The organism is Fimbriimonadaceae bacterium (genome assembly GCA_019638795.1).
Lineage (GTDB): Bacteria > Armatimonadota > Fimbriimonadia > Fimbriimonadales > Fimbriimonadaceae > JAHBTB01.
Map to the genome: position 1 here is coordinate 631,640 of JAHBTB010000001.1, position 17,693 is coordinate 649,332.

The 17,693-nt window shown below is 64.9% G+C and carries 19 protein-coding genes and 1 tRNA gene; 13 read left to right on the forward strand and 7 right to left on the reverse strand.

What is annotated here, in order from left to right; genetic code table 11:
* Window positions 1–111 precede the first annotated feature (111 nt).
* Entirely contained in the window at window positions 112–1,266 is a 1,155-nt protein-coding gene (gene ftsZ / locus KF857_03060; GenBank protein ID MBX3110964.1) for a cell division protein FtsZ, read from the forward strand.
* A 79-nt stretch (window positions 1,267–1,345) separates the two neighbouring features.
* On the opposite strand, the gene acs is transcribed toward ftsZ, so the two are convergent.
* Window positions 1,346–3,349, reverse strand: a complete 2,004-nt coding sequence (acs, locus tag KF857_03065; protein ID MBX3110965.1) for an acetate--CoA ligase — start codon at window positions 3,347–3,349, stop codon at window positions 1,346–1,348.
* Between the two features lie 67 nt (window positions 3,350–3,416).
* Here acs and KF857_03070 point away from each other — a divergent pair, with 67 nt between their 5' ends.
* The 3 genes from KF857_03070 to KF857_03080 are packed head-to-tail and all read left to right on the forward strand — an operon-like array spanning window position 3,417 to window position 4,995.
* A complete protein-coding gene (locus KF857_03070; GenBank protein ID MBX3110966.1) occupies window positions 3,417–4,106 on the forward strand; it encodes a hypothetical protein in 690 nt (229 codons plus the stop codon).
* On the forward strand, window positions 4,103–4,630 hold the full coding sequence (locus tag KF857_03075; protein MBX3110967.1) for a hypothetical protein: 528 nt from the start codon (window positions 4,103–4,105) through the stop codon (window positions 4,628–4,630). The genes KF857_03070 and KF857_03075 overlap by 4 nt, the downstream gene beginning before the upstream one ends.
* A gap of 2 nt (window positions 4,631–4,632) precedes the next feature.
* Complete coding sequence (locus KF857_03080; GenBank protein ID MBX3110968.1) at window positions 4,633–4,995, forward strand: DUF4870 domain-containing protein; 363 nt, start codon at window positions 4,633–4,635, stop codon at window positions 4,993–4,995.
* Here the strand turns inward: KF857_03080 and KF857_03085 are convergent.
* Window positions 4,992–5,474 (reverse strand): SRPBCC family protein, encoded by a 483-nt coding sequence (locus KF857_03085; protein MBX3110969.1) that lies wholly within the window; start codon window positions 5,472–5,474, stop codon window positions 4,992–4,994. The two genes, KF857_03080 and KF857_03085, sit on opposite strands and share 4 nt — an antisense overlap.
* Window positions 5,475–5,523: 49 nt before the next feature.
* Between KF857_03085 and rhaI the strand changes: the two genes are divergently transcribed.
* Genes rhaI through KF857_03100 form a run of 3 tightly spaced genes read left to right on the forward strand, consistent with a single transcriptional unit; the run spans window position 5,524 to window position 10,307 of the window.
* The gene (gene rhaI / locus KF857_03090) at window positions 5,524–6,672 is read left to right on the forward strand and encodes an L-rhamnose isomerase (protein MBX3110970.1); all 1,149 of its coding nucleotides are present in this window, start codon (window positions 5,524–5,526) and stop codon (window positions 6,670–6,672) included.
* A gap of 11 nt (window positions 6,673–6,683) precedes the next feature.
* Window positions 6,684–8,738: a bifunctional aldolase/short-chain dehydrogenase gene (locus KF857_03095; GenBank protein ID MBX3110971.1), complete on the forward strand. Its 2,055-nt coding sequence runs from the start codon at window positions 6,684–6,686 to the stop codon at window positions 8,736–8,738.
* Window positions 8,739–8,747: 9 nt separating this feature from the next.
* Window positions 8,748–10,307, forward strand: coding sequence for a hypothetical protein (locus KF857_03100; protein MBX3110972.1), 1,560 nt, complete (start codon window positions 8,748–8,750; stop codon window positions 10,305–10,307).
* 17 nt (window positions 10,308–10,324) lie between these two features.
* Here the strand turns inward: KF857_03100 and KF857_03105 are convergent.
* Window positions 10,325–10,412, reverse strand: a tRNA-Ser gene (locus tag KF857_03105).
* A 37-nt stretch (window positions 10,413–10,449) separates the two neighbouring features.
* On the reverse strand, window positions 10,450–12,519 hold the full coding sequence (locus KF857_03110; protein ID MBX3110973.1) for a DUF255 domain-containing protein: 2,070 nt from the start codon (window positions 12,517–12,519) through the stop codon (window positions 10,450–10,452).
* Window positions 12,520–12,555: 36 nt separating this feature from the next.
* On the opposite strand from KF857_03110, the gene gatC reads away from it, so the two are divergent.
* The 6 genes from gatC to KF857_03140 are packed head-to-tail and all read left to right on the forward strand — an operon-like array spanning window position 12,556 to window position 16,921.
* Complete coding sequence (gene gatC / locus KF857_03115; protein MBX3110974.1) at window positions 12,556–12,846, forward strand: Asp-tRNA(Asn)/Glu-tRNA(Gln) amidotransferase subunit GatC; 291 nt, start codon at window positions 12,556–12,558, stop codon at window positions 12,844–12,846.
* Window positions 12,847–12,850: 4 nt separating this feature from the next.
* Window positions 12,851–14,305 carry an Asp-tRNA(Asn)/Glu-tRNA(Gln) amidotransferase subunit GatA gene (gatA, locus tag KF857_03120; GenBank protein MBX3110975.1) on the forward strand — a complete coding sequence of 485 codons (1,455 nt, stop codon included), beginning with the start codon at window positions 12,851–12,853 and terminating at the stop codon, window positions 14,303–14,305.
* 17 nt (window positions 14,306–14,322) lie between these two features.
* Window positions 14,323–15,129, forward strand: coding sequence for a hypothetical protein (locus tag KF857_03125; GenBank protein MBX3110976.1), 807 nt, complete (start codon window positions 14,323–14,325; stop codon window positions 15,127–15,129).
* A complete protein-coding gene (locus tag KF857_03130) occupies window positions 15,126–15,941 on the forward strand; it encodes a hypothetical protein (protein MBX3110977.1) in 816 nt (271 codons plus the stop codon). The genes KF857_03125 and KF857_03130 overlap by 4 nt, the downstream gene beginning before the upstream one ends.
* Window positions 15,929–16,666, forward strand: a complete 738-nt coding sequence (locus KF857_03135) for a nucleotidyltransferase family protein (protein ID MBX3110978.1) — start codon at window positions 15,929–15,931, stop codon at window positions 16,664–16,666. The genes KF857_03130 and KF857_03135 overlap by 13 nt, the downstream gene beginning before the upstream one ends.
* A 6-nt stretch (window positions 16,667–16,672) precedes the next feature.
* Window positions 16,673–16,921, forward strand: a complete 249-nt coding sequence (locus KF857_03140; protein ID MBX3110979.1) for a hypothetical protein — start codon at window positions 16,673–16,675, stop codon at window positions 16,919–16,921.
* A 3-nt stretch (window positions 16,922–16,924) separates the two neighbouring features.
* Here the strand turns inward: KF857_03140 and KF857_03145 are convergent, their stop codons facing one another.
* From KF857_03145 to KF857_03155, 3 genes are read right to left on the reverse strand one after another with little or no spacing between them, the layout of a single operon-like run.
* Window positions 16,925–17,128 (reverse strand): hypothetical protein, encoded by a 204-nt coding sequence (locus KF857_03145; protein MBX3110980.1) that lies wholly within the window; start codon window positions 17,126–17,128, stop codon window positions 16,925–16,927.
* Between the two features lie 12 nt (window positions 17,129–17,140).
* Window positions 17,141–17,404 (reverse strand): hypothetical protein, encoded by a 264-nt coding sequence (locus KF857_03150; protein ID MBX3110981.1) that lies wholly within the window; start codon window positions 17,402–17,404, stop codon window positions 17,141–17,143.
* 22 nt (window positions 17,405–17,426) lie between these two features.
* A complete protein-coding gene (locus KF857_03155; GenBank protein ID MBX3110982.1) occupies window positions 17,427–17,618 on the reverse strand; it encodes a hypothetical protein in 192 nt (63 codons plus the stop codon).
* Window positions 17,619–17,693: the final 75 nt, after the last annotated feature.

Consider the following 17,693-nt stretch of genomic DNA (forward strand, 5'->3'; position numbering starts at 1 on the left):
GGCCACAGGTTACTCAGTGTGGAAAAAAGACGCCGATTCCATGCTAGGCCGCGCTCCACGACGGTGGACCGCCCCGTCTTTCAGCACAAGGCGGGAATTGCCCGCATTGTTATGGACGCTCAGGACCAAGCAGAGATGAACCCCGTCAATTTGTTTGAGACAGTCGCGGTGATCAAAGTCATCGGAGTCGGTGGCGCCGGGTGCAACGCGGTGAACCGCATGGTGGACGCCGGCGTGGAAGGCGTCGAGTTCATCGCGATGAACACCGACAAGCAGGCGCTGGACGCCAGTAAGGCGCAACGACGCCTGTCGCTGGGGACCGGCCTGACCCGCGGTCTAGGCACCGGCGGAGACCCTGACCGGGGGGCCGCCGCGGCCAAAGAATCGGAGAAAGCGATCATGGAGGCGGTCGACGGTGCCGACATGGTCTTTGTCACGGCAGGCTTGGGCGGCGGTACCGGTACCGGTGCGGCCCCCGTGGTCTGCGAATGCGCGCGCCGCGCGGGCGCCCTGACCGTGGCCGTCGTCACAAAACCGTTCCTCTTTGAGGGCCCACGGCGGAAGCGGCAGGCCGACGCCGGCTTGGAGCGCTTGCGCCAGCATGTCGACACGGTCATCACGATCCCCAATGACAAGCTCACCGACGTCGTCGAGCGAAAAGCGTCGCTCCAAGACGCCTTTCTCACCGCCGACGACGTCCTCCGCCAGGGCGTCCAGGGGATCAGCGACATCATCCTGCGACCTGGGCTCATCAACGTCGATTTTGCCGATGTCAGCGCGGTCATGAAGGACGCCGGCATCGCCCTCATGGGTATGGGGCGAGGAAGCGGAGAACGCCGGGCGCGGGCCGCCGCCGAGGCGGCGGTGAACTCCCCGATGTTGGAGACCACCATCGTCGGCGCGAAGAAGATCCTCGTCAACATCACCGCCGGACTGGACTTCAGCTTGAGCGAGGTTCAGGAGGCGATGGAGTACGTCATGCAGCTTGCCGACCCCGAGGAGGCCAACGTCTTCTTGGGCCACGTCGTCGACGAGAGCCTAGGCGACGACGTCGTCGTCACCCTCCTCGCCGCCGACCTCCCCAGCAACCCCCTTCCTGTCGACCGTCAGGTGTTCACTTACACCGGCGAGGTGAGGAGGCGCTCGGAGGAGCCGGCCCCCGAGGATGTCCCCGCCACGACGCGCGTCACGCAAAAGCCGATCGAGATCGAGGACATCGACCTCGACATCCCCGCGTTCCTGCGCCGCCAGCGTCAGGGCGGCTGACCCGGTTTATACCGACAACAAGTACTGGTCCAACGATCGCCCCGGCACCGCCGGGGCATTTTTTTTGCTGAGGAAGGGCTTAGCCCTCCTTCTCCTCGTACTGCTCCTTCAGCTTTGCCACGACGGCAGGGTCGGCCAGAGTCGAGGTGTCGCCCAACGCGCGGGCCTCGGCGACGTCGCGTAGCAACCGCCGCATGATCTTGCCGCTCCGCGTCTTGGGGAGTTCCGCCGTGAAGAAGATGTCCTCGGGCCGTGCCAGCGCCCCGATCTTGCCCGCGACGTGCCGCTTGATCTCCTCGGCGAGCTCGTCAGTGGCAGGGGTCGCGCCTCGCAAGATGACAAACGCCGCGATGGCCTGTCCCTTGACGTCGTGGGACCGACCGATGACGGCGGCCTCCGCGACGGCAGGATGGTCGACCAGGGCGGACTCCACCTCCATCGTGGAGATGTTGTGCCCGCTGACGAGCATGATGTCGTCCACGCGCCCGAGGAGCCAGAAGTAGCCGTCCTCGTCGACTTTCACGCCGTCTCCGGCAAAGTAGGCGTCGTCAAACTTGCTCCAGTAGGTTTGCTTGTACCGGTCCGGATCGCCCCAGATGCCGCGAAGCATCGACGGCCATGGGCGGGTCAAGACCAAGAGGCCACCGACCTCCTTGCCCTTCGACCCGGCTAGTCGGTCTTCGCCCGCCTCGTTGTAGATCGTGACGCCGACACCCGGGAAGGGCTGGGTGGCCGAACCCGGCTTTGTCGTCGTGATGCCGGGAAGCGGCGTGATCATGATCGCGCCGGTCTCGGTCTGCCACCAGGTGTCGACGACCGGGCAACGACCGCCACCGATGACGTCGCTGTACCAAACCCAAGCCTCGGGGTTGATCGGCTCGCCCACCGACCCCAGCAGTCTCAGCGACGACAGGTCGCGGCCCTGCGGGAGTTGGTCGCCCCACTTCATGAACGTGCGAATAGCGGTCGGAGCGGTGTAGAGGATCGAGACTTTGTGCTTCTCGATGATCGCCCAAAACCTGTCCTTGGCCGGCGTGTCCGGCGACCCTTCGTACAAGACCTGGGTCGCCGCGTTCGCCATCGGCCCGTAGCAGACATAGCTGTGACCGGTGACCCAGCCGCAGTCGGCCGTGCACCAAAAGACGTCGGTGTCCTTGAGGTCAAAGGTCAGCTTGGTCGTCGCCGAAGTGCCCGTCAGGTAGCCACCCGTCGTGTGCATGATGCCCTTCGGCTTGCCGGTCGAACCGCTGGTGTAGAGGATATAAAGCAAGTCCTCGCTGTCCATCGGCTCGCAGGGACAGGTCTCTGGGGCGGCGGGCACGGCGTCGTGCCACCACACGTCGCGGCCTTCTGTCCACGTTCCTTGGTTGTAGCTCGGCGTGACGACCCCGTTGGTGGTCGTCCCTGGTTCGCCGACCCGACGGTAGACAAGGACATGGCCGACCGACGGACAACCCTTTGCCAAAGCGTCGTCGACGACCTTCTTGAGCGCGATGATCCCACCTCGCCGCCAACTGCCGTCGGCAGTGACGACGACCTTCGCCTCGGCGTCGTTGATCCGTTCCTCCAACGACTCCGCGCTGAATCCGCCGAAAACGACCGAGTGGACGGCCCCGATGCGGGCGCAGGCCAGCATGGTCAGGACCAGCTCGGGGCCCTGTCCCATGTAAACGCAGACCCGGTCTCCCTTACCGACGCCAAGCCCCTTGAGCGCGTTGGCGACTTTCTGGACCTCGCGCAGGACGTCGGCGTAGGTGAAGACACGGACATCGCCCGGCTCGCCTTCGGCGATCCAGGCGACCCGGTCGCCCCGTCCCGCCGTCACATGGCGGTCGACGCAGTTATGGCAGGCGTTGAGCTTGCCGCCCAAGAACCATTTTGCGAAGGGGCGTTCCCACTCCAGCACGGTGTGCCACGGCTGATACCAGTCCAGTTTCGCCGCCCACGACGCCCACCAGCCTTCGGGGTCGGACGCGGCGGTCTCGTAAACCGCGGGGTCGGACAGGTTGGCCGCGGAGCGAAAGGCCTCCGACGGCGGGAACGAACGCTCCTCCTGGAGCAGGGTATCGATGGTCTCAGACACGGCGGCGTGGTCTCCTGTTGGCGAAGCAATGTTTTACCCAAGCGGCCCGAAGGGTACAGTTTCGGCCATGGCGTTCCGCCTGAGCCGGTGCGTGGGGGTCACCGCACCGGACGTCAACCAAGCCCGCGACTTTTACACCCGGCACATGCAGTTGCGCGTGGTCAGCTACGAGAACGGCTTGGAGCTCGGTGGCCGTGACCTCCGCCTTTACGTCGATCCCGGCCCGGTCGGGCCGGCTGTGCTGGAGATGGTCACTGACGACGGCCCCGCCGCGAGGGAGAAGGTGCGCCGGTTGGGGTTCGAAGAGAAGCAATGGCGCGGGCCGGGCCAACCCTGCCTGGTCGTCGATCCATGGGGCGTCGTCTGGAACGTGTTCTTTGACAAGGGCAGCCCGGTGGTCGCCGCGCTGGAGAACCCGGGGCCGTGCATGGTCGTCGACCGGGTCGGGGTCGCCTGCGACGAACCCGCCGAGGCGGCCGATTTCTACGGGACATTGTTCGACGTGGTGCCGTCCAAGACGGTGGCGGGAGACTGGACGGTCGACTCAGGGGCCTGTCGGCTACGGGTCGAGAAGGGGGACACTGGGTCGATGCTCTATCTGGCGAGTGAGGCCTGCTTCGACGCCCTCGTCGCCCTCGGGTGTGACGAGGTGTCGGCCGCCCCCCCGCGCCTCCGCGACCCGTTCGGAGTCGTGTGGGGTGCCGACGCTCCGGCCCCGAGCGGCTTTGCGGCGGTGAGCCCGGGTGGTGCCCAGTGACCTTGCGGACGACCCTACGGCGGCTTGTCGAGATTGTCCGCGAGACGTGCCCCGGCGAACCGGCCTACGTGAGTGTCCAACAAGGACGCACTGTCGTCTCAGTGGCCAGGCGCGACACCGACACGGTCGTGCTCGCTTACGCGGACGGAGGGGTGACGGCGACCAAGGCCTATTTGAAGCAAGAAGGGGTCGAGGCCCACGACGGCGCCTGGTTTGCCGACGGCATGCCCCAAGACATGGGGACGCGCGTGTGGATCGGGGCGGTGTCCTATCGAAGTGACGAGCCCAAACCAGGCCTGTGGGTCGACGCCTTTCCGGTGCGCCCTTCCGCCGGAGACGTCCTTGAGGCGATGTATGCTGAGTTCCAGGACGAGGGACTGGTGCCCGAGGGCAAGCTTGACGCGTTTCTGGCCCAGGTCGAGCCCAATGTCGTCATCCTGGAGCCGGACGAGATCGAGGGCATGTTGGTCCGCCACACCGTGACCGCGCAACCCCGCGAGGCTTCGCCTCGTGAATTGGATTGACCATGGCAAACAGCAATGAACGGGCGGTCGCAGCGGCGGCGCATGTGGTGCCGCTCGTCCTCGGGTTCGGCGTCCTCGGCTGGGCGGTGGCGTTCGTGATCATGCTCACCCAGCGCGAGCGCTCCGGCTTCGCGACCCGTCACGCGATCCAGTCCATGACGTTCCAGTTCGTCTTGTCGCTCTGGTTCATCGCTTGCGCGGTGCTGATGTGGATCCCCATCATCAGCTTCATCGGATATATCGGCGCGGCGGTCGGCGGTCTGGCTGGCCTGGTCCTCACCGTGATGGGAGCGGTCCACGCAGTCCGCGGCGACGAGTATGAATACCCCGTCGTGGGGCGCATCTACCGACGCACCATCGGCTAGGCCGGGCCCCTCGCTCGTCGCTCCAGCTCACGCCGGAGCGACTCCTCGCCCTTGGCCATCGCCCAGCGGTGGTTCCAGCTGAACAGGGGCCGCAGAAGGAAGGACAGCGACCGGAGCAACGGCTTGTCGGCGACGATGTCCCAGACGTAGGTGATGTCGACCTCGGGCCCCGACTGGACGAACGTCCATCGTCCGGTGCCGATGAAATCGCCCCATGCCTCCAAGGCAAATCCGTGGGGGCGGTCAGACTCGGTCACTCGGAACGACCACCGCAACCGGTAGGGCAGATATCCCTTGGTGAGGAGTCCGATCTCGCGCCCGACACCACCGGGCCCGCCTGGCTTCGTCTCGTGCACTGACAGATAGACGTCCGGCCACCAACGGGGCAGGTCAAGCGGGTCGCCCAACAGGTCGTAGACTTCCTCGCAATTGGCCGTCACGCGCCAGTGGGTGACAAAGTGGTACCGCGGTGCCGCCACGTCGCTATCTTGACCCACCGGGCCGTGGAGTAACCTCCCCTCTATCGCGATGACACCAGACGAAGCCTTGGCCGCCCTCCCCCGACTGCGTGTCGAGACGCCCAGTTGGGGTTACGGCGACAGTGGGACGCGCTTCAAAACCTTTGCGTGGCCCGGGGCCGCCCGGAACGTCTGGGAAAAGGTCGCTGACGCCGGCGAAGTGCACCGTCTGACCGGCTGTGCACCGTCGGTGGCCCTCCACATCCCCTGGGACAGGTGCGACGACTGGCAGGGCCTGGCCCAACACGCCGCAGAGCAGGGCGTCGAGATCGGCGCGATCAACCCCAACGTCTTCCAAGACCCCGACTACAAGCTGGGGAGCGTCACCAACCCAGACCCGAGGACACGCGACAAGGCTCTTGCCCACCTCCTTGAGTGCGTCGGGTTGCTGACCCAGACCGGGTCACGCGACTTGTCCCTGTGGTTTGCCGACGGCACCAACTACGCGGGCCAGGACGACTTCCGTGCCCGCAAGCGACTGATGTCCGAGGCATTGCGCCAGGTCCACGCCGCCCTCCCCGACGGCAAGCGGATGCTGGTCGAGTACAAGTTCTTCGAACCGGCTTTCTATTTCACCGACCTCTTCGACTGGGGTGCGGCGCTGGTCCAGTGCCAGGCCTGCGGCCCCAAGGCCAAGGTGCTCGTCGACCTGGGACACCACGCCCAGGGCACCAATATCGAGGCCATCGTCGCGTTTCTTCTTGATGAGGGCCGACTCGGCGGCTTCCATTTCAACGCCCGGCGCTACGCCGACGACGACCTGATCGTCGGCACGACCAACCCCTTTGAACTCTTCTGCATTTTCGTCGAGACGGCCGGGGAGGACGACGTGGCCTACATGATCGACCAGAGCCACAACATCGAGCCCAAGCTTGAAGCTATGGTGCAAAGCGTCCTCAACTGTCAGGAAGCCTATGCGAAGGCCCTCCTCGTCGACCGGTCTGCTCTCCGACAACACCAGTCGGCCGGCGACGTGCTCGGCGCCCACCGGGTCCTCGCCGACGCGTTCCGCACCGACGTCCGCCCCCTCCTTGAAGAGCACCGGCGACGCCATGGCCTGCCGACCGACCCGGTCAAGGCGTTGCGGAACAGCGGCTACGAAGAGCAGAAGGCCCAGGAAAGGGGCGTTTCGGCCACCGGCGGCGGGTATCCCACCTGACGAGCCCTGACATGACCCCAAAGAACCTGTGGAACGACGCGGACGCCCCCGCCGGAGACGGCCTTGCCTCATTGACCTACCGGTCGCGACTCTTGGGGTCCGACCGGACCTTGGTCAACATCTATGGCGGTAACACCAGCGTCAAGGCCGTAGAGACCGACCACCTGGGCCGTCCGTGCGAGGTGCTGTGGGTCAAGGGCTCCGGTTCTGACATCGCCTCGATCACGGACAAGGGGTTCGCCGGCCTCAAACTCGCCGAAGTCCTGCCTCTTTTCGAGCGGCCCGAGATGAGCGACGAGGAAATGATCGCTTACCTGGACCGCACCGCCTTTGAGACCGGGAGGCCCCGGCAGTCTATCGAGACCCTTCTCCACGCTTTCGTGCCCGCCAAACACGTCGACCACACCCATCCCGACGCGGTCATTGCCGTCGCCTGCTCACCAAATGGTCAGGACGCTATGCGTGAGATCTATGGTACGCGCGCGGCATGGGTGGAATACATCCGACCCGGGTTCACCCTTTCCCAGCAAATCGGTGCGGCCGTCCGTGACAACCCGCAAATCGAATGTGTGGTGATGGGCAAGCACGGCCTTGTCACCTGGGGGCCCGACTCGAAGACCTGCTACGAGACGACGCTCCGCATCATCGGTGAGGCACAGGCCTACTTGGACGCCCATCGCCTGAGTCAACCTTTTGGTGGGCCGGTCGTCGAGACAATGGACGAGGCGGAACGCGACGCCCTGTTGGGGCAGGTGCTCCCGGTGCTCCGTGGCGCGTCGTCAAAGGAACGGAAGTCGATCCTCCTCGTCGACACTTCGGACGAAGCCCTGGAGTTCGTCAACTCCCGTGAAGCAAAAGACCTCTCGCAGGTCGGGGCCGCATGCCCTGACCATTTGGTCCATACCAAGCGCGTCCCCCTCTTCGTTGACTGGTGCCCCCGCGACGGCGTCGAAGCCCTGGAGGCGAAGGTCAGGGAGGGCGTCGCGCGCTACGTCCGCGAGTACGGCGAGTACTTCGAGGCCAACCGGACGGAGGGTGACGTGATGTTCACGCCGTCGCCCCGGGTCGTCCTCATCCCCGGAGTCGGAATGGTCACCCTTGGGCCCGACGCCACCGGCGCCGACGTCTCGCGTCAGCTTTACCACCGCGCGATGACCGTCATCAAGGGGTCGACGTCCATCGGCGGCTTCGTCTCCTTGTCTGCCGCCGAAAGCTACGGCATCGAGTATTGGCCCCTCGAACTGTACAAGCTCAGCCTCAAACCTGCGCCCAAGGACCTGGAGGGACATGTCGCCCTGGTGACCGGCGCGGCCAGCGGCATCGGTCGTGCCACGGCAAAGCGACTTGCCGCCGAAGGGGCCCATGTCGCCGTCGCGGACATCAACATTGACGGCGCCCACGAGGTCGCGGCGTCGATCCCGGGCCACTGTCGGGCGGTCGCCGTGAAGATGGACGTGACGAGCGAAGAATCCGTCCGGTCGGCTTTCCACCAAACGGTCAAGGCATATGGTGGAGTCGATATTGTCGTGAACAACGCGGGCATCGCGAGCAGCGCGCCCATCGAAGAGACGAGCCTTCAGGACTGGGAACGTAACCAGAGCATTCTCAGCACCGGCTACTTTCTCGTCGCCCGTGAGGCGTTCCGCGTGATGCGCCGACAGGACGTCGGCGGCAACCTCGTCTTCGTCGGAAGCAAAAACAGCGTCGCCGCAGGCAAGAACGCCGCCGCATACAGCGCCGCAAAGGCAGCCGAGCTCCACTTGGCGCGTTGCCTGGCCGAAGAGGGCGGGGCCGCAGGCATCCGGGTGAACAGCGTGCTGCCGGACGGTGTTCTCAGCGGGTCAAGCATCTGGGACGGCAAATGGCGCGCCGAACGCGCTGCCACCTACGGCCTGCAGCCTGACCAACTCGAGGACTTTTACAAGAACCGGACGACGCTCAAGGTCAACGTCACGCCCGAGGACATTGCCGAGGCGGTCACGTTCTTTGCCGGGCCCAAGAGCAAGAAGACCACGGGCGGTGTCCTCACGGTGGACGGCGGCGTCCCGGCCGCCTACGTCCGATAGCCGCCGACCATGATAAAACAGGGTGTGCTCACCGCCGCGGTCCTCGCTGTCGCCGCTTGCGCCCGCCAGGCGCCAACTTCGCAATTGGCCAACCCTGGGCCGGGCCGCCCGTCTCTCGCCACGAACCTCAGTGGTCCGGCCGACTGGAACACCGAGATCCCCTTTGTGGACATGTTCCGGTTCAGCCGGGAATGGATCAGCCAGCAGGACGGCAAGGACTGGGGGCAAGGCCCCAGGCTCGACATTGACGCCAAGGGCTGGGTGAAGCGTCTGGAACCGGGGTGCTGGGCCGAGACGTTTGTCGCCAGCTACGACAAGCATTATCCGTCGGGCGACTACACCGTCCTCTACGACGGCAAAGGAGAACTCGACTTCGGGGCCGGCGGCCCCCAGGGAGCGGTCGGCGGCAACGGCCGGTACATCGTCCACGTCGATTCGACCAAGGGCCACTTTGCCGTCCGCCTGATGAAGACCGACCCGAGCGACCCCGTCCGGAACATTCGCGTCTTGATCCCCGGCTCGGAGAAGACCTACCGGGAGAACCCATTCAACCCGACATTCCTGGCCCGCTGGAAGGGGGTGAGCGCCCTGCGTTTCATGGACTGGATGCAGACCAATGGGAGCAAGGTGAAGACGTGGTCAGAACGTCCCCGCCTGGACGACGCCAATTGGTGCGCCAAGGGTGTCCCGGTGGAGTTGATGGTCGACTTGGCCAATCGTCTCCAGGCCGACGCCTGGTTCTGCATTCCGGTGCAAGCGGACGACGATTACGTGAGACAGTTCGCCGGGCTGGTCCAGAAATCCCTTGACCAGAGGCTACGGGTCTACGTGGAGTTAAGCAACGAGGTCTGGAACCCGGGCTTTGACCAAAGCACCTACGCCGAGCAGCAGGGTGCGGCGGCCCACTTGGGCGACGGGTTCGAAAACCGTTGGCGCTGGTACGCCCTCCGGTCGTCCCAAGTCTTTGCGGCCTGGAACCAGACCTTCCCCCGCCCACGCACCGTCCGGGTCCTCGCCGCCCAGGCAGGCTGGATCGAACCGGCGAAGCAAATCCTCGCGTTTCGCGACGCGGCCAAGAGCGCCGACGTGCTTGCCATCGCCCCCTACGTCGGCTATACCCCTTCGCCCAGTGACAACCCGAGCGCTGACGAGGTGGCCGGGTGGACGGCCGACCAGGTGTTCGGGCACCTTCGCGACAAGGTCTTCCCCGCCGTCGCCGACATGGTCAAAGGGCACAAGGCGCTGGCCGATAAGTACGGCCTGGCCCTGGTCGCCTACGAAGGCGGGCAACACTTGGTCGGTATCCAGGGTGCGGAGAACAACGACCGGCTCACCGAGCTCTTCACCAGCGTCAACCGCGACCCTCGGATGGGCAAAGTCTACGACGACTACCTGAAGCTCTGGCAAAAAAGCGGCGGCGGCCTCTTTGCCAATTTCTCGTCCGTATCGTCTTCGTCCAAATGGGGCTCGTGGGGGGCGATGGAGTATGCCGACGGGAGCAAGGCCGACTCTCCCAAATACGCGGCGTTGATGCGCTGGGCGGCCGGGCTTGGTCAGAAGGTGCCGTAAGCGGCCGGGAAAAATGGTGGCGGACAGGGTGGGATTCGAACCCACGGAGGCTTGCACCTCACCGCATTTCGAGTGCGGCGCACTAGACCACTATGCGACCTGTCCGGGCCCCAAGATTATGACCCAAGGGCCGGACCGGTACCTAGGGTGCGTCGACCGACGATTGACGCTGGGCCAACCGGGACTGGACTTGGTCCACCGTCAGCGGGCCGACGACGCTGCCGTTTGTCTCCACGTAGATGCCCGGCCCGCGGGCCTGGATGTCCGGTCGGACTGAGGCGACGGCGGGATATGTCCACGCCAGGGTCGCCAACGGGTCCCACAGCCGCGCCGTCCGGACACTGTCTGGCCCGACGGTGAAGACGGCGGTGTCGGCCTGTGCCCAGAGGGCGGCCAAGTAAAACGTTCCCAGTTGCCGCGAGATTTTCGCCGCCGCCGGGGCCATCGCGCGGACGATCTGGTCGGCCCGCTCGCGCATCGTGGAGCGTACCGCTGTGTTTGGCTCTAGGCTTGCGTAGGCACGCAAGAGGTACGCCATCTGCGCGCATGTCGAAGGCAGGTCGTCGTCGACCAGCTTCGGAAGGGTCCAGTTCTCCGCGACATCGCCGTAGGCCGAGAACTTGGCGTTGAAGACGACGCCCGGCACGTTCGAGGTGTAGCGGTTCCATGCCGAGTCCAGCACCTTTCTCCCCGACTCAAGCGAGGCGACGTCGCCAAAGAGGCGGAACCGGGTCAGTTCGAGTTCGGCAAAGTTGGTGAAGTCGCCCAGATAAGTGGTGCCCGGCACAGAATTGAAGCTGTGGACCACGTCGCTGTCGTTGACCAAGGCGGCCTGCAATCTGTCCGAAGCGGCCAGGGCCCGGTCAAGTTGGTCCTGCTGGCCGGTGGACGCCGCGTAGCGGAGCAAGGCCGACGCCACCCGCGAACCGACGTCCAGGCTGGACTCCCCCGCCATCGTCGCCGGGGTCGACTGTTCAGCGGCACGCATGCGGTCGACCAACGCCAGGAAGGGGCCCGACTTTGACGACGGTATCGGCCAAGTACCCGCGAAGGGGAGCATGAGCGGGTTCCGCCCTGGGTCGAGCCCAAACAAGTCGGCAGCGTGTCCGGCGTCTTGGCCGAAGACGCGCCGCGCCCGCGAATACGACAGGCTGTAGCGGGCCGACCTCTGGTCAGGCCCGATGTCGGTGCAGCTTGCCGCGTAGAACTTGCCGTCGCTTACAAAGCGGTCAAGAAGGGACTCAAAGATCTGGTCGGCGATCCGCCGGTCCGGCGACCCAGGCTTCCCCTTGGTCAAGGCACCAAGGACTTCCAACATGTCGGCGTTTCGCGCCGCCGAGACACTCAAGCTGACCCGTCGCCACCGGTCGTCGCGGGCCGAGCGGAAGAAGACCCCGTCCAACCAAGAAAACGCCGGGGTCCGCATCAGACTGTCAACTTGGGCCTGGACCGCTTGCTGCTGGCCCGCTCCGATGAGGAAGGCGAAGTCTCGGCTGGGGAGGAGTTGGTTCGGGCCAGATCCCAGGCCCGGCCTGTCCGGCACGAGAGCGGCGAGCAGACCGTCGCGATAGCTGTCAGGATCCGCCACCGCCTGTTCGAAGCCCTCGTCAAGGGACTGGTTCTCACGCCTCTGTTGGACTTCAGCCGAGTCTGACTCGGTACTAGGCTTCGGGTAGCGGACTTCGTCGAGGATCGCGATGAACCGGATGTCGTCGAGCCGTCCTACCGCGGACGAGACGTCGACGACCTTGAGGATGCGGCCGCCGCCGGACAAAAAGAGCAGTTGGCTGTGGGTCTCCCAACCCTGCTCGGCCCGGGTCAGCTGGAGGAAGCACGACGACCACGCCCGATACATCTGGGCGTCCACGCGCACCGGAATGAAATCACGGTTCAACCGCTCGGAGACGTCGCCCGAAGAGAAGACCCTCTTGTCCAGGTCGGACGAGATGTCGCTCCATTCCGTCCCGATGGCGACAAACACCGGCTTGCCCGTCTCGCGCGACCTTTCGAAGACGGCCGGTGACATTTCCTGCCATTCGATCAGTTGTCCCGAGGCCTGGCGCACATACCCGGCCTTGGACGAGGCGAGCCGCTGGTTCACCAACGGGGGGATAAACGGTTTGACAAAGAATGCGACCGTCCCGACCAACACCCAGTAGACGACGGTGTTGGCGGTGACCCGATAAGACTGCCGGGGCGACAAACCGGGCATACGGCCCCATTATGGGCGGGCGGTAACATGGGTGTGATGTCGATTTCTTTGGACGAGGCCAAGCACGTCGCGAGACTGGCGAGGATCGAGCTTGACGGAGCGGAGTTGATGAGCTTCCAAGCCAAGCTCAACGCGCTGCTCGGTCACTTCGAGGACATCCAGCATCTCGACGTCACCGGCCGTTTGCCGAAGCCGCATGCGGTCGCCCTCAGCAACGTCATGGCTGACGACGTGCCGGGCGAGTGCCTGCCTAGGGACGTCGCCCTCGCCCTCTCCGCCGAGACCAAGGCCGGGCTCCACATCGTCCCCACGATCATCGAGGACTGACCACGTGGCGCTCACCCAAATGACGGCGACTGAACTCGCCAAGGCCCTTCGCGCCAAGGAAGTCTCGGCCCGCGAGGTCACGGACGCTTTCTTGGCCCGCATCGAGGCTGAAGACCAGCACTACCGGGCGTACTTGACCGTCGACGCGGAAGGCGCGCGGGCCCAGGCCGACGTGGCCCAGGCTCTGATCGACGCCGGCGCGGGCGGCCCGCTCACGGGTGTCCCGGTGGCGGTCAAGGACAACATCTCTACCAACGGCGTCCGCACGACCTGCGCGAGCAAGATCCTCGACAACTATGTCCCGCCGTTTGACGCGACCGTCGTCAGCCGGCTTCACGACATGGGCTGTCCCATTTTGGGCAAGACCAACCTGGACGAGTTCGCGATGGGGGCGAGTTGCGAGAACAGTGCCTACTTCCCCAGCCATAACCCGTGGGACACCGACTTGGTCCCTGGTGGGAGCTCAGGAGGATCGGCGGCGGCAGTGTCGGCCGAACTCGCACCGGTCGGCCTCGGTTCCGACACCGGCGGCTCGGTGCGCCAACCCGCTTCCCTGTGCGGCATCGTCGGATTCAAGCCGACCTACGGCCGGGTGTCACGGTACGGCCTGGTCGCGTTCAGTTCCAGCTTGGACCAGATCGGCCCCATGGCCAAGAACGTCGAAGACACCGCCCTGCTGGCCGAGGCGGTCAGCGGGCCCGACCCGCTCGACAGCACCTCCCTGCCTCAGGCACCGATCTCGGCGGCCCGCCTGAAGGAAGGGACCGTGAAGGGCAAGAAGTTTGCCCTTCCCAAGGAAGTCTTCTCCGCCGCCGTGGACCCCGGTGTCCGCGAGTGCTTGGAGCTGACGGTCGAAGTCCTTGCCCGCGAAGGCGCCGAGTTCACCGAGGTCAGCCTCCCCGCGATCAGCTACGGGGTGACGACGTACTACATCATCGCTCCTGCCGAAGCAAGCAGCAACTTGGCCCGTTTCGACGGCATCCGGTTTGGGCCGCGCCTCGAGGGCGAGGGTCACATCGGCAATGTCGCAGAGACGCGGGGCAAGCTCTTCGGCCACGAGGTCAAGCTTCGCATCATGGTCGGCACCTACGCCCTGTCGGCGGGTTACTACGACGCCTTCTACTTGCGGGCCCAGCAGGTGCGCGGACTGATGGCCGAGGAGTTCGAGAACGCGTTCAAGGATTTTGACGCCGTCCTTTCGCCGACCAGCCCGGTCGTCGCCTTTCCCATCGGTGGGCTCACCGAGGACCCTCTGAAACTCAAGCTGATCGATTTCTGTACCATCCCTGCGAACATGGGCGGATTTCCCAGCATCAGCCTGCCCTGCGGACTCTCCAACGACCTGCCGGTCGGCATGTTGCTTACCGGCCCGGTCATGGGTGACGAAGCCCTCCTGCAGACCGCCTACGGCGTCGAACGTGCCCTGGGCCGGGACTACCGACGACCCCCGATCCTCTGACAAGAGGATAGAACGCCATGGACGAAATCCGCCGACGCGACCAAGAAGTGTTCCGGCAGCAGTTTCTGTCGCCAGGTCGGATCGTCGTGATGGGCCTGATGGTGGTCCTGACCGCCCTCACCCTCGCTTCAAACAACATCGGGGTCGCCCTCTTCTCCCTGTGCACGAGCGCGGTTGTGGTCGGGGCGATCATCAACACGGCCTCCAAGGAGGCCAAACAAAAGCGTTTTTACAGCCAGAGGTTCCGGCAACACTGGTCACTCGCTGAGGAACGGGTAGCCAAGTTCCACGAGGCGGTCGAAGCTCTCCGCAAGCGTGGCCTCGGCGACTTTATGGAACTGCCCGGGACGGTGGACAAACTGGCCGCCGACCTCTACAACGCCTTGCGACGGGCAGACATCATCCAAAACGAGGTCGTCCAGAGCGAAGGCAGCCTCCGTGTCCCCAACGCCCACATGCCGACGGGGCTTCCCGACGCCCAGTCGCAAGAGCTCTACCGCCTTGCCGACAAGAACATCGCGGAGTACCAACAGCATTGGAAGGCCGTCGTGAGCGGCATCCAGCGGACCGAGGCCCAGTCGACCGTCTTCGTCACGACCCTTGACGCGCTCAGGATCCGGATGCTCAACTACCGGCTCACCGGTCGGTCGCCCGAGTTGGAGAGCCGCGAGTTCCTCGGCGTCATCACCGAGGCAAAAATGCAGTTTGAGGCCATCGACAAAGCCCTTGACGAGCTTGAGATGACCCCCTACCCCCAAAACGTCACTGTGCTCCCGCCCATCCCTCAAGCCGTCGTCGAAGAGCATCTTGAGGAAAGGCCGTGAAGGGCGGGCAAATCAATTGCCCGGCCAAGATCAACACCTTTCTTTCCGTCGGTCCACCCGACTCCGCGGGCTACCACCCGCTTCGCACCGTGTTCCAGGCCGTGTCGATCGTCGACTCTCTCTCCATCAGGCCCTCCGACAATGACACTGTCGATTGCGTCGGGATGGAACTGCCCACCTCGAACACGATCACGAAGACCTTGGCGTTCGTCCGCGAGCTCGTCCCCGTGCCCCCGCTCGCGGTCCGGCTGGTCAAGGGCGTTCCCGCCCAGAGCGGCCTGGGGGGCGGTAGCAGCGACGCGAGCGGCCTCTTGAGGCTCCTCTCCAGGCTTGTGCCCGGCGGGCTTCCCGACCATTTCTGCCATGAGGTCGCCGCCGCGGTCGGGGCGGACGCCCCGTTCTTCCTGGTGGGTGGTCGGGCGATTGGCGAAGGCTACGGGGAAAAGCTCACTCCCCTGCCCGACCTCCCCAGGCGGGAGCTGGTCGTGGTCATGCCGGGGGAGGGACGTTCGACGGTCGAGGCGTACAAGGCACTTGACGTAATCCCGCGCGAATGGCGGGAGCTAGACCCGGGCGCGTTCCACAACGACTTTGAGTCGGTGGCAGGGCCAGCGTCACTCCACGCCGTCGAGCGGCTCAAGGCCCAGGGGGCCCGAGCGGCCCAATTGACCGGGTCCGGCTCAGCAGTTTTCGGTGTGTTCGGGTCGGCCGAAGCAGCGTCTCGGGCTGCCGACGCCTTGGCGTCCGAGTCGATCGGCAAGGTGTACCGGTGCCACACGCTTACCCGCGAGGAGAGCCTTTGGACATCGTGATCCTGGCCGGCGGCAAGGCCAGCGAAGAGACCCGGGCAGAGACCGGTGTCGAGTACCGGTGCCAACTTCCCTGGCGTGACGGGACGATGCTCGACCACGTCCGTCGTGCCGCCGAAGCCGTCGGCTCCGTGGTCGTGGTCGGCGGACCGCCGGAAAGCCGGGACGTCGAGGCCGGTACCGACTTCGTCGGTAGCGTGACCGCAGGCCTGAAGGCGACGAACGGTGCCGAAGTGTTGATCGTCACCGCCGACCTCCCGTTCCTCCGCGAAGAGTCTCTCTTGGCCTTCGCCGCCCAGTGCGACGCGGACGCCGCCCTCAATTTTGCCGTGGTCCCCCTCGACGTCTGCCGCCAGGAGTTCCCCATGCTCAAACGGACGGCGATCGTGACGAAGCAGGGTCGGTTGACCGGAGGCAACGTCTGCCTGTGCCGCCGCGAGATGCTCCTGGCCAATATGGAGATCGTCGCCCAGGCCTACGCCAAGCGCAAGAGCCCGTTGTCTTTGGCCGGCATGGTCGGCCCGCTCTTCATCCTGAGGTTTGTGTTGGGGCAGGCCCTCCCCTCGCTGGTGTCGCTACAGTTCCTTGAAAACCGGGTCTCGCGTATCTTGAAGTTCAAAGCCAGGGCGGTAGTCTGCCCCTTCGCTGATATTGGCACCGACGTTGACAACCTGGAGCAGTACAAAGCAGTGCTACCCCTTCAGGAAAGGGCTTCGCCAGCCGAGTAACCAAATGTGTCCGCCTGCGCCTTCTCCGACCACGCCGAAACAGAACGCTTCTTTACCGCGGTCGAGGGTGTCTATGAGGCCTGTGTCTGGGCGCGAGGCGAGACGCTCCTCGCCCGCTTGCTCGTGGACGAAAACGCCACGATGTCTTGCCAAGACTTGAAACAGGCCTGCGCCCTTGCCCTTGGTGAGAGCCGCACACCGTCTCTCATGCTTATCGAGCGCGTGGGACGGCTGTGCCGCGAACAGTCGGCTTAACGCTCAGTCTTCGTCTTCGTCGGCTTCGTCGATCTCGGGCTCGATCGCGCCGGTCTCTCCTGCCGCCGACATCGCGGGGCCGAGACTGACCTCGGTGATGCTCTTGACGGTGTGGTTCGGGCAGTTGGAGCAGACGAAGTTGATCTGGACCGCAGAGAGCCACTCAGGCACTTTCTCGATCGGCTTGCCACAGACACAATTGACCATAGGGAGTCTCGTTTAGAGCGGCTGTTCGGCCGTTTCGCCCTCGCTCTCCTGGAAATGCAACAACGCCTGGCGGTGAGACATCCAGCCGTTGACCAGCATGATCGCGGCGCCGATCAGATAGAAGAGGGAGAGGTTGTTCTCGACGACTTGCCCTGGGTCGCGGATGACTTTGTCACCAGCGACGAGGCCCCAGACGCCAAGGACGGCCAACGCGCCACCAAACCAGAAGAAGGTGTTTTTCCACCAGGTCGGCTTGGAGGCACTCTTTTTCGCCACAGCAATCCAAGATACCTGTTGCTCAGGCCCGGATATCGACGACCTGACCCTTTGGCTCTAGCATTTTCAGGAGTTCCTGGGCAGCCTGGGTCTGCCCTTCCAGGGCCTTTTTGAGCATGCCGACCTGATAGGAACCTGACGCCTGCCCACCCTCGGGTGAACGCTGGGTCTGGTACGCCGCCTGAGCCGCGTAAGCCGACGCACCGATCCTCATAAGCCGATTGTCGGCGGCGCGGCCCGCCCCCGTTAGGTCAGGTCACGTTGAATCGCAACCCGGCAAGGGTCTATA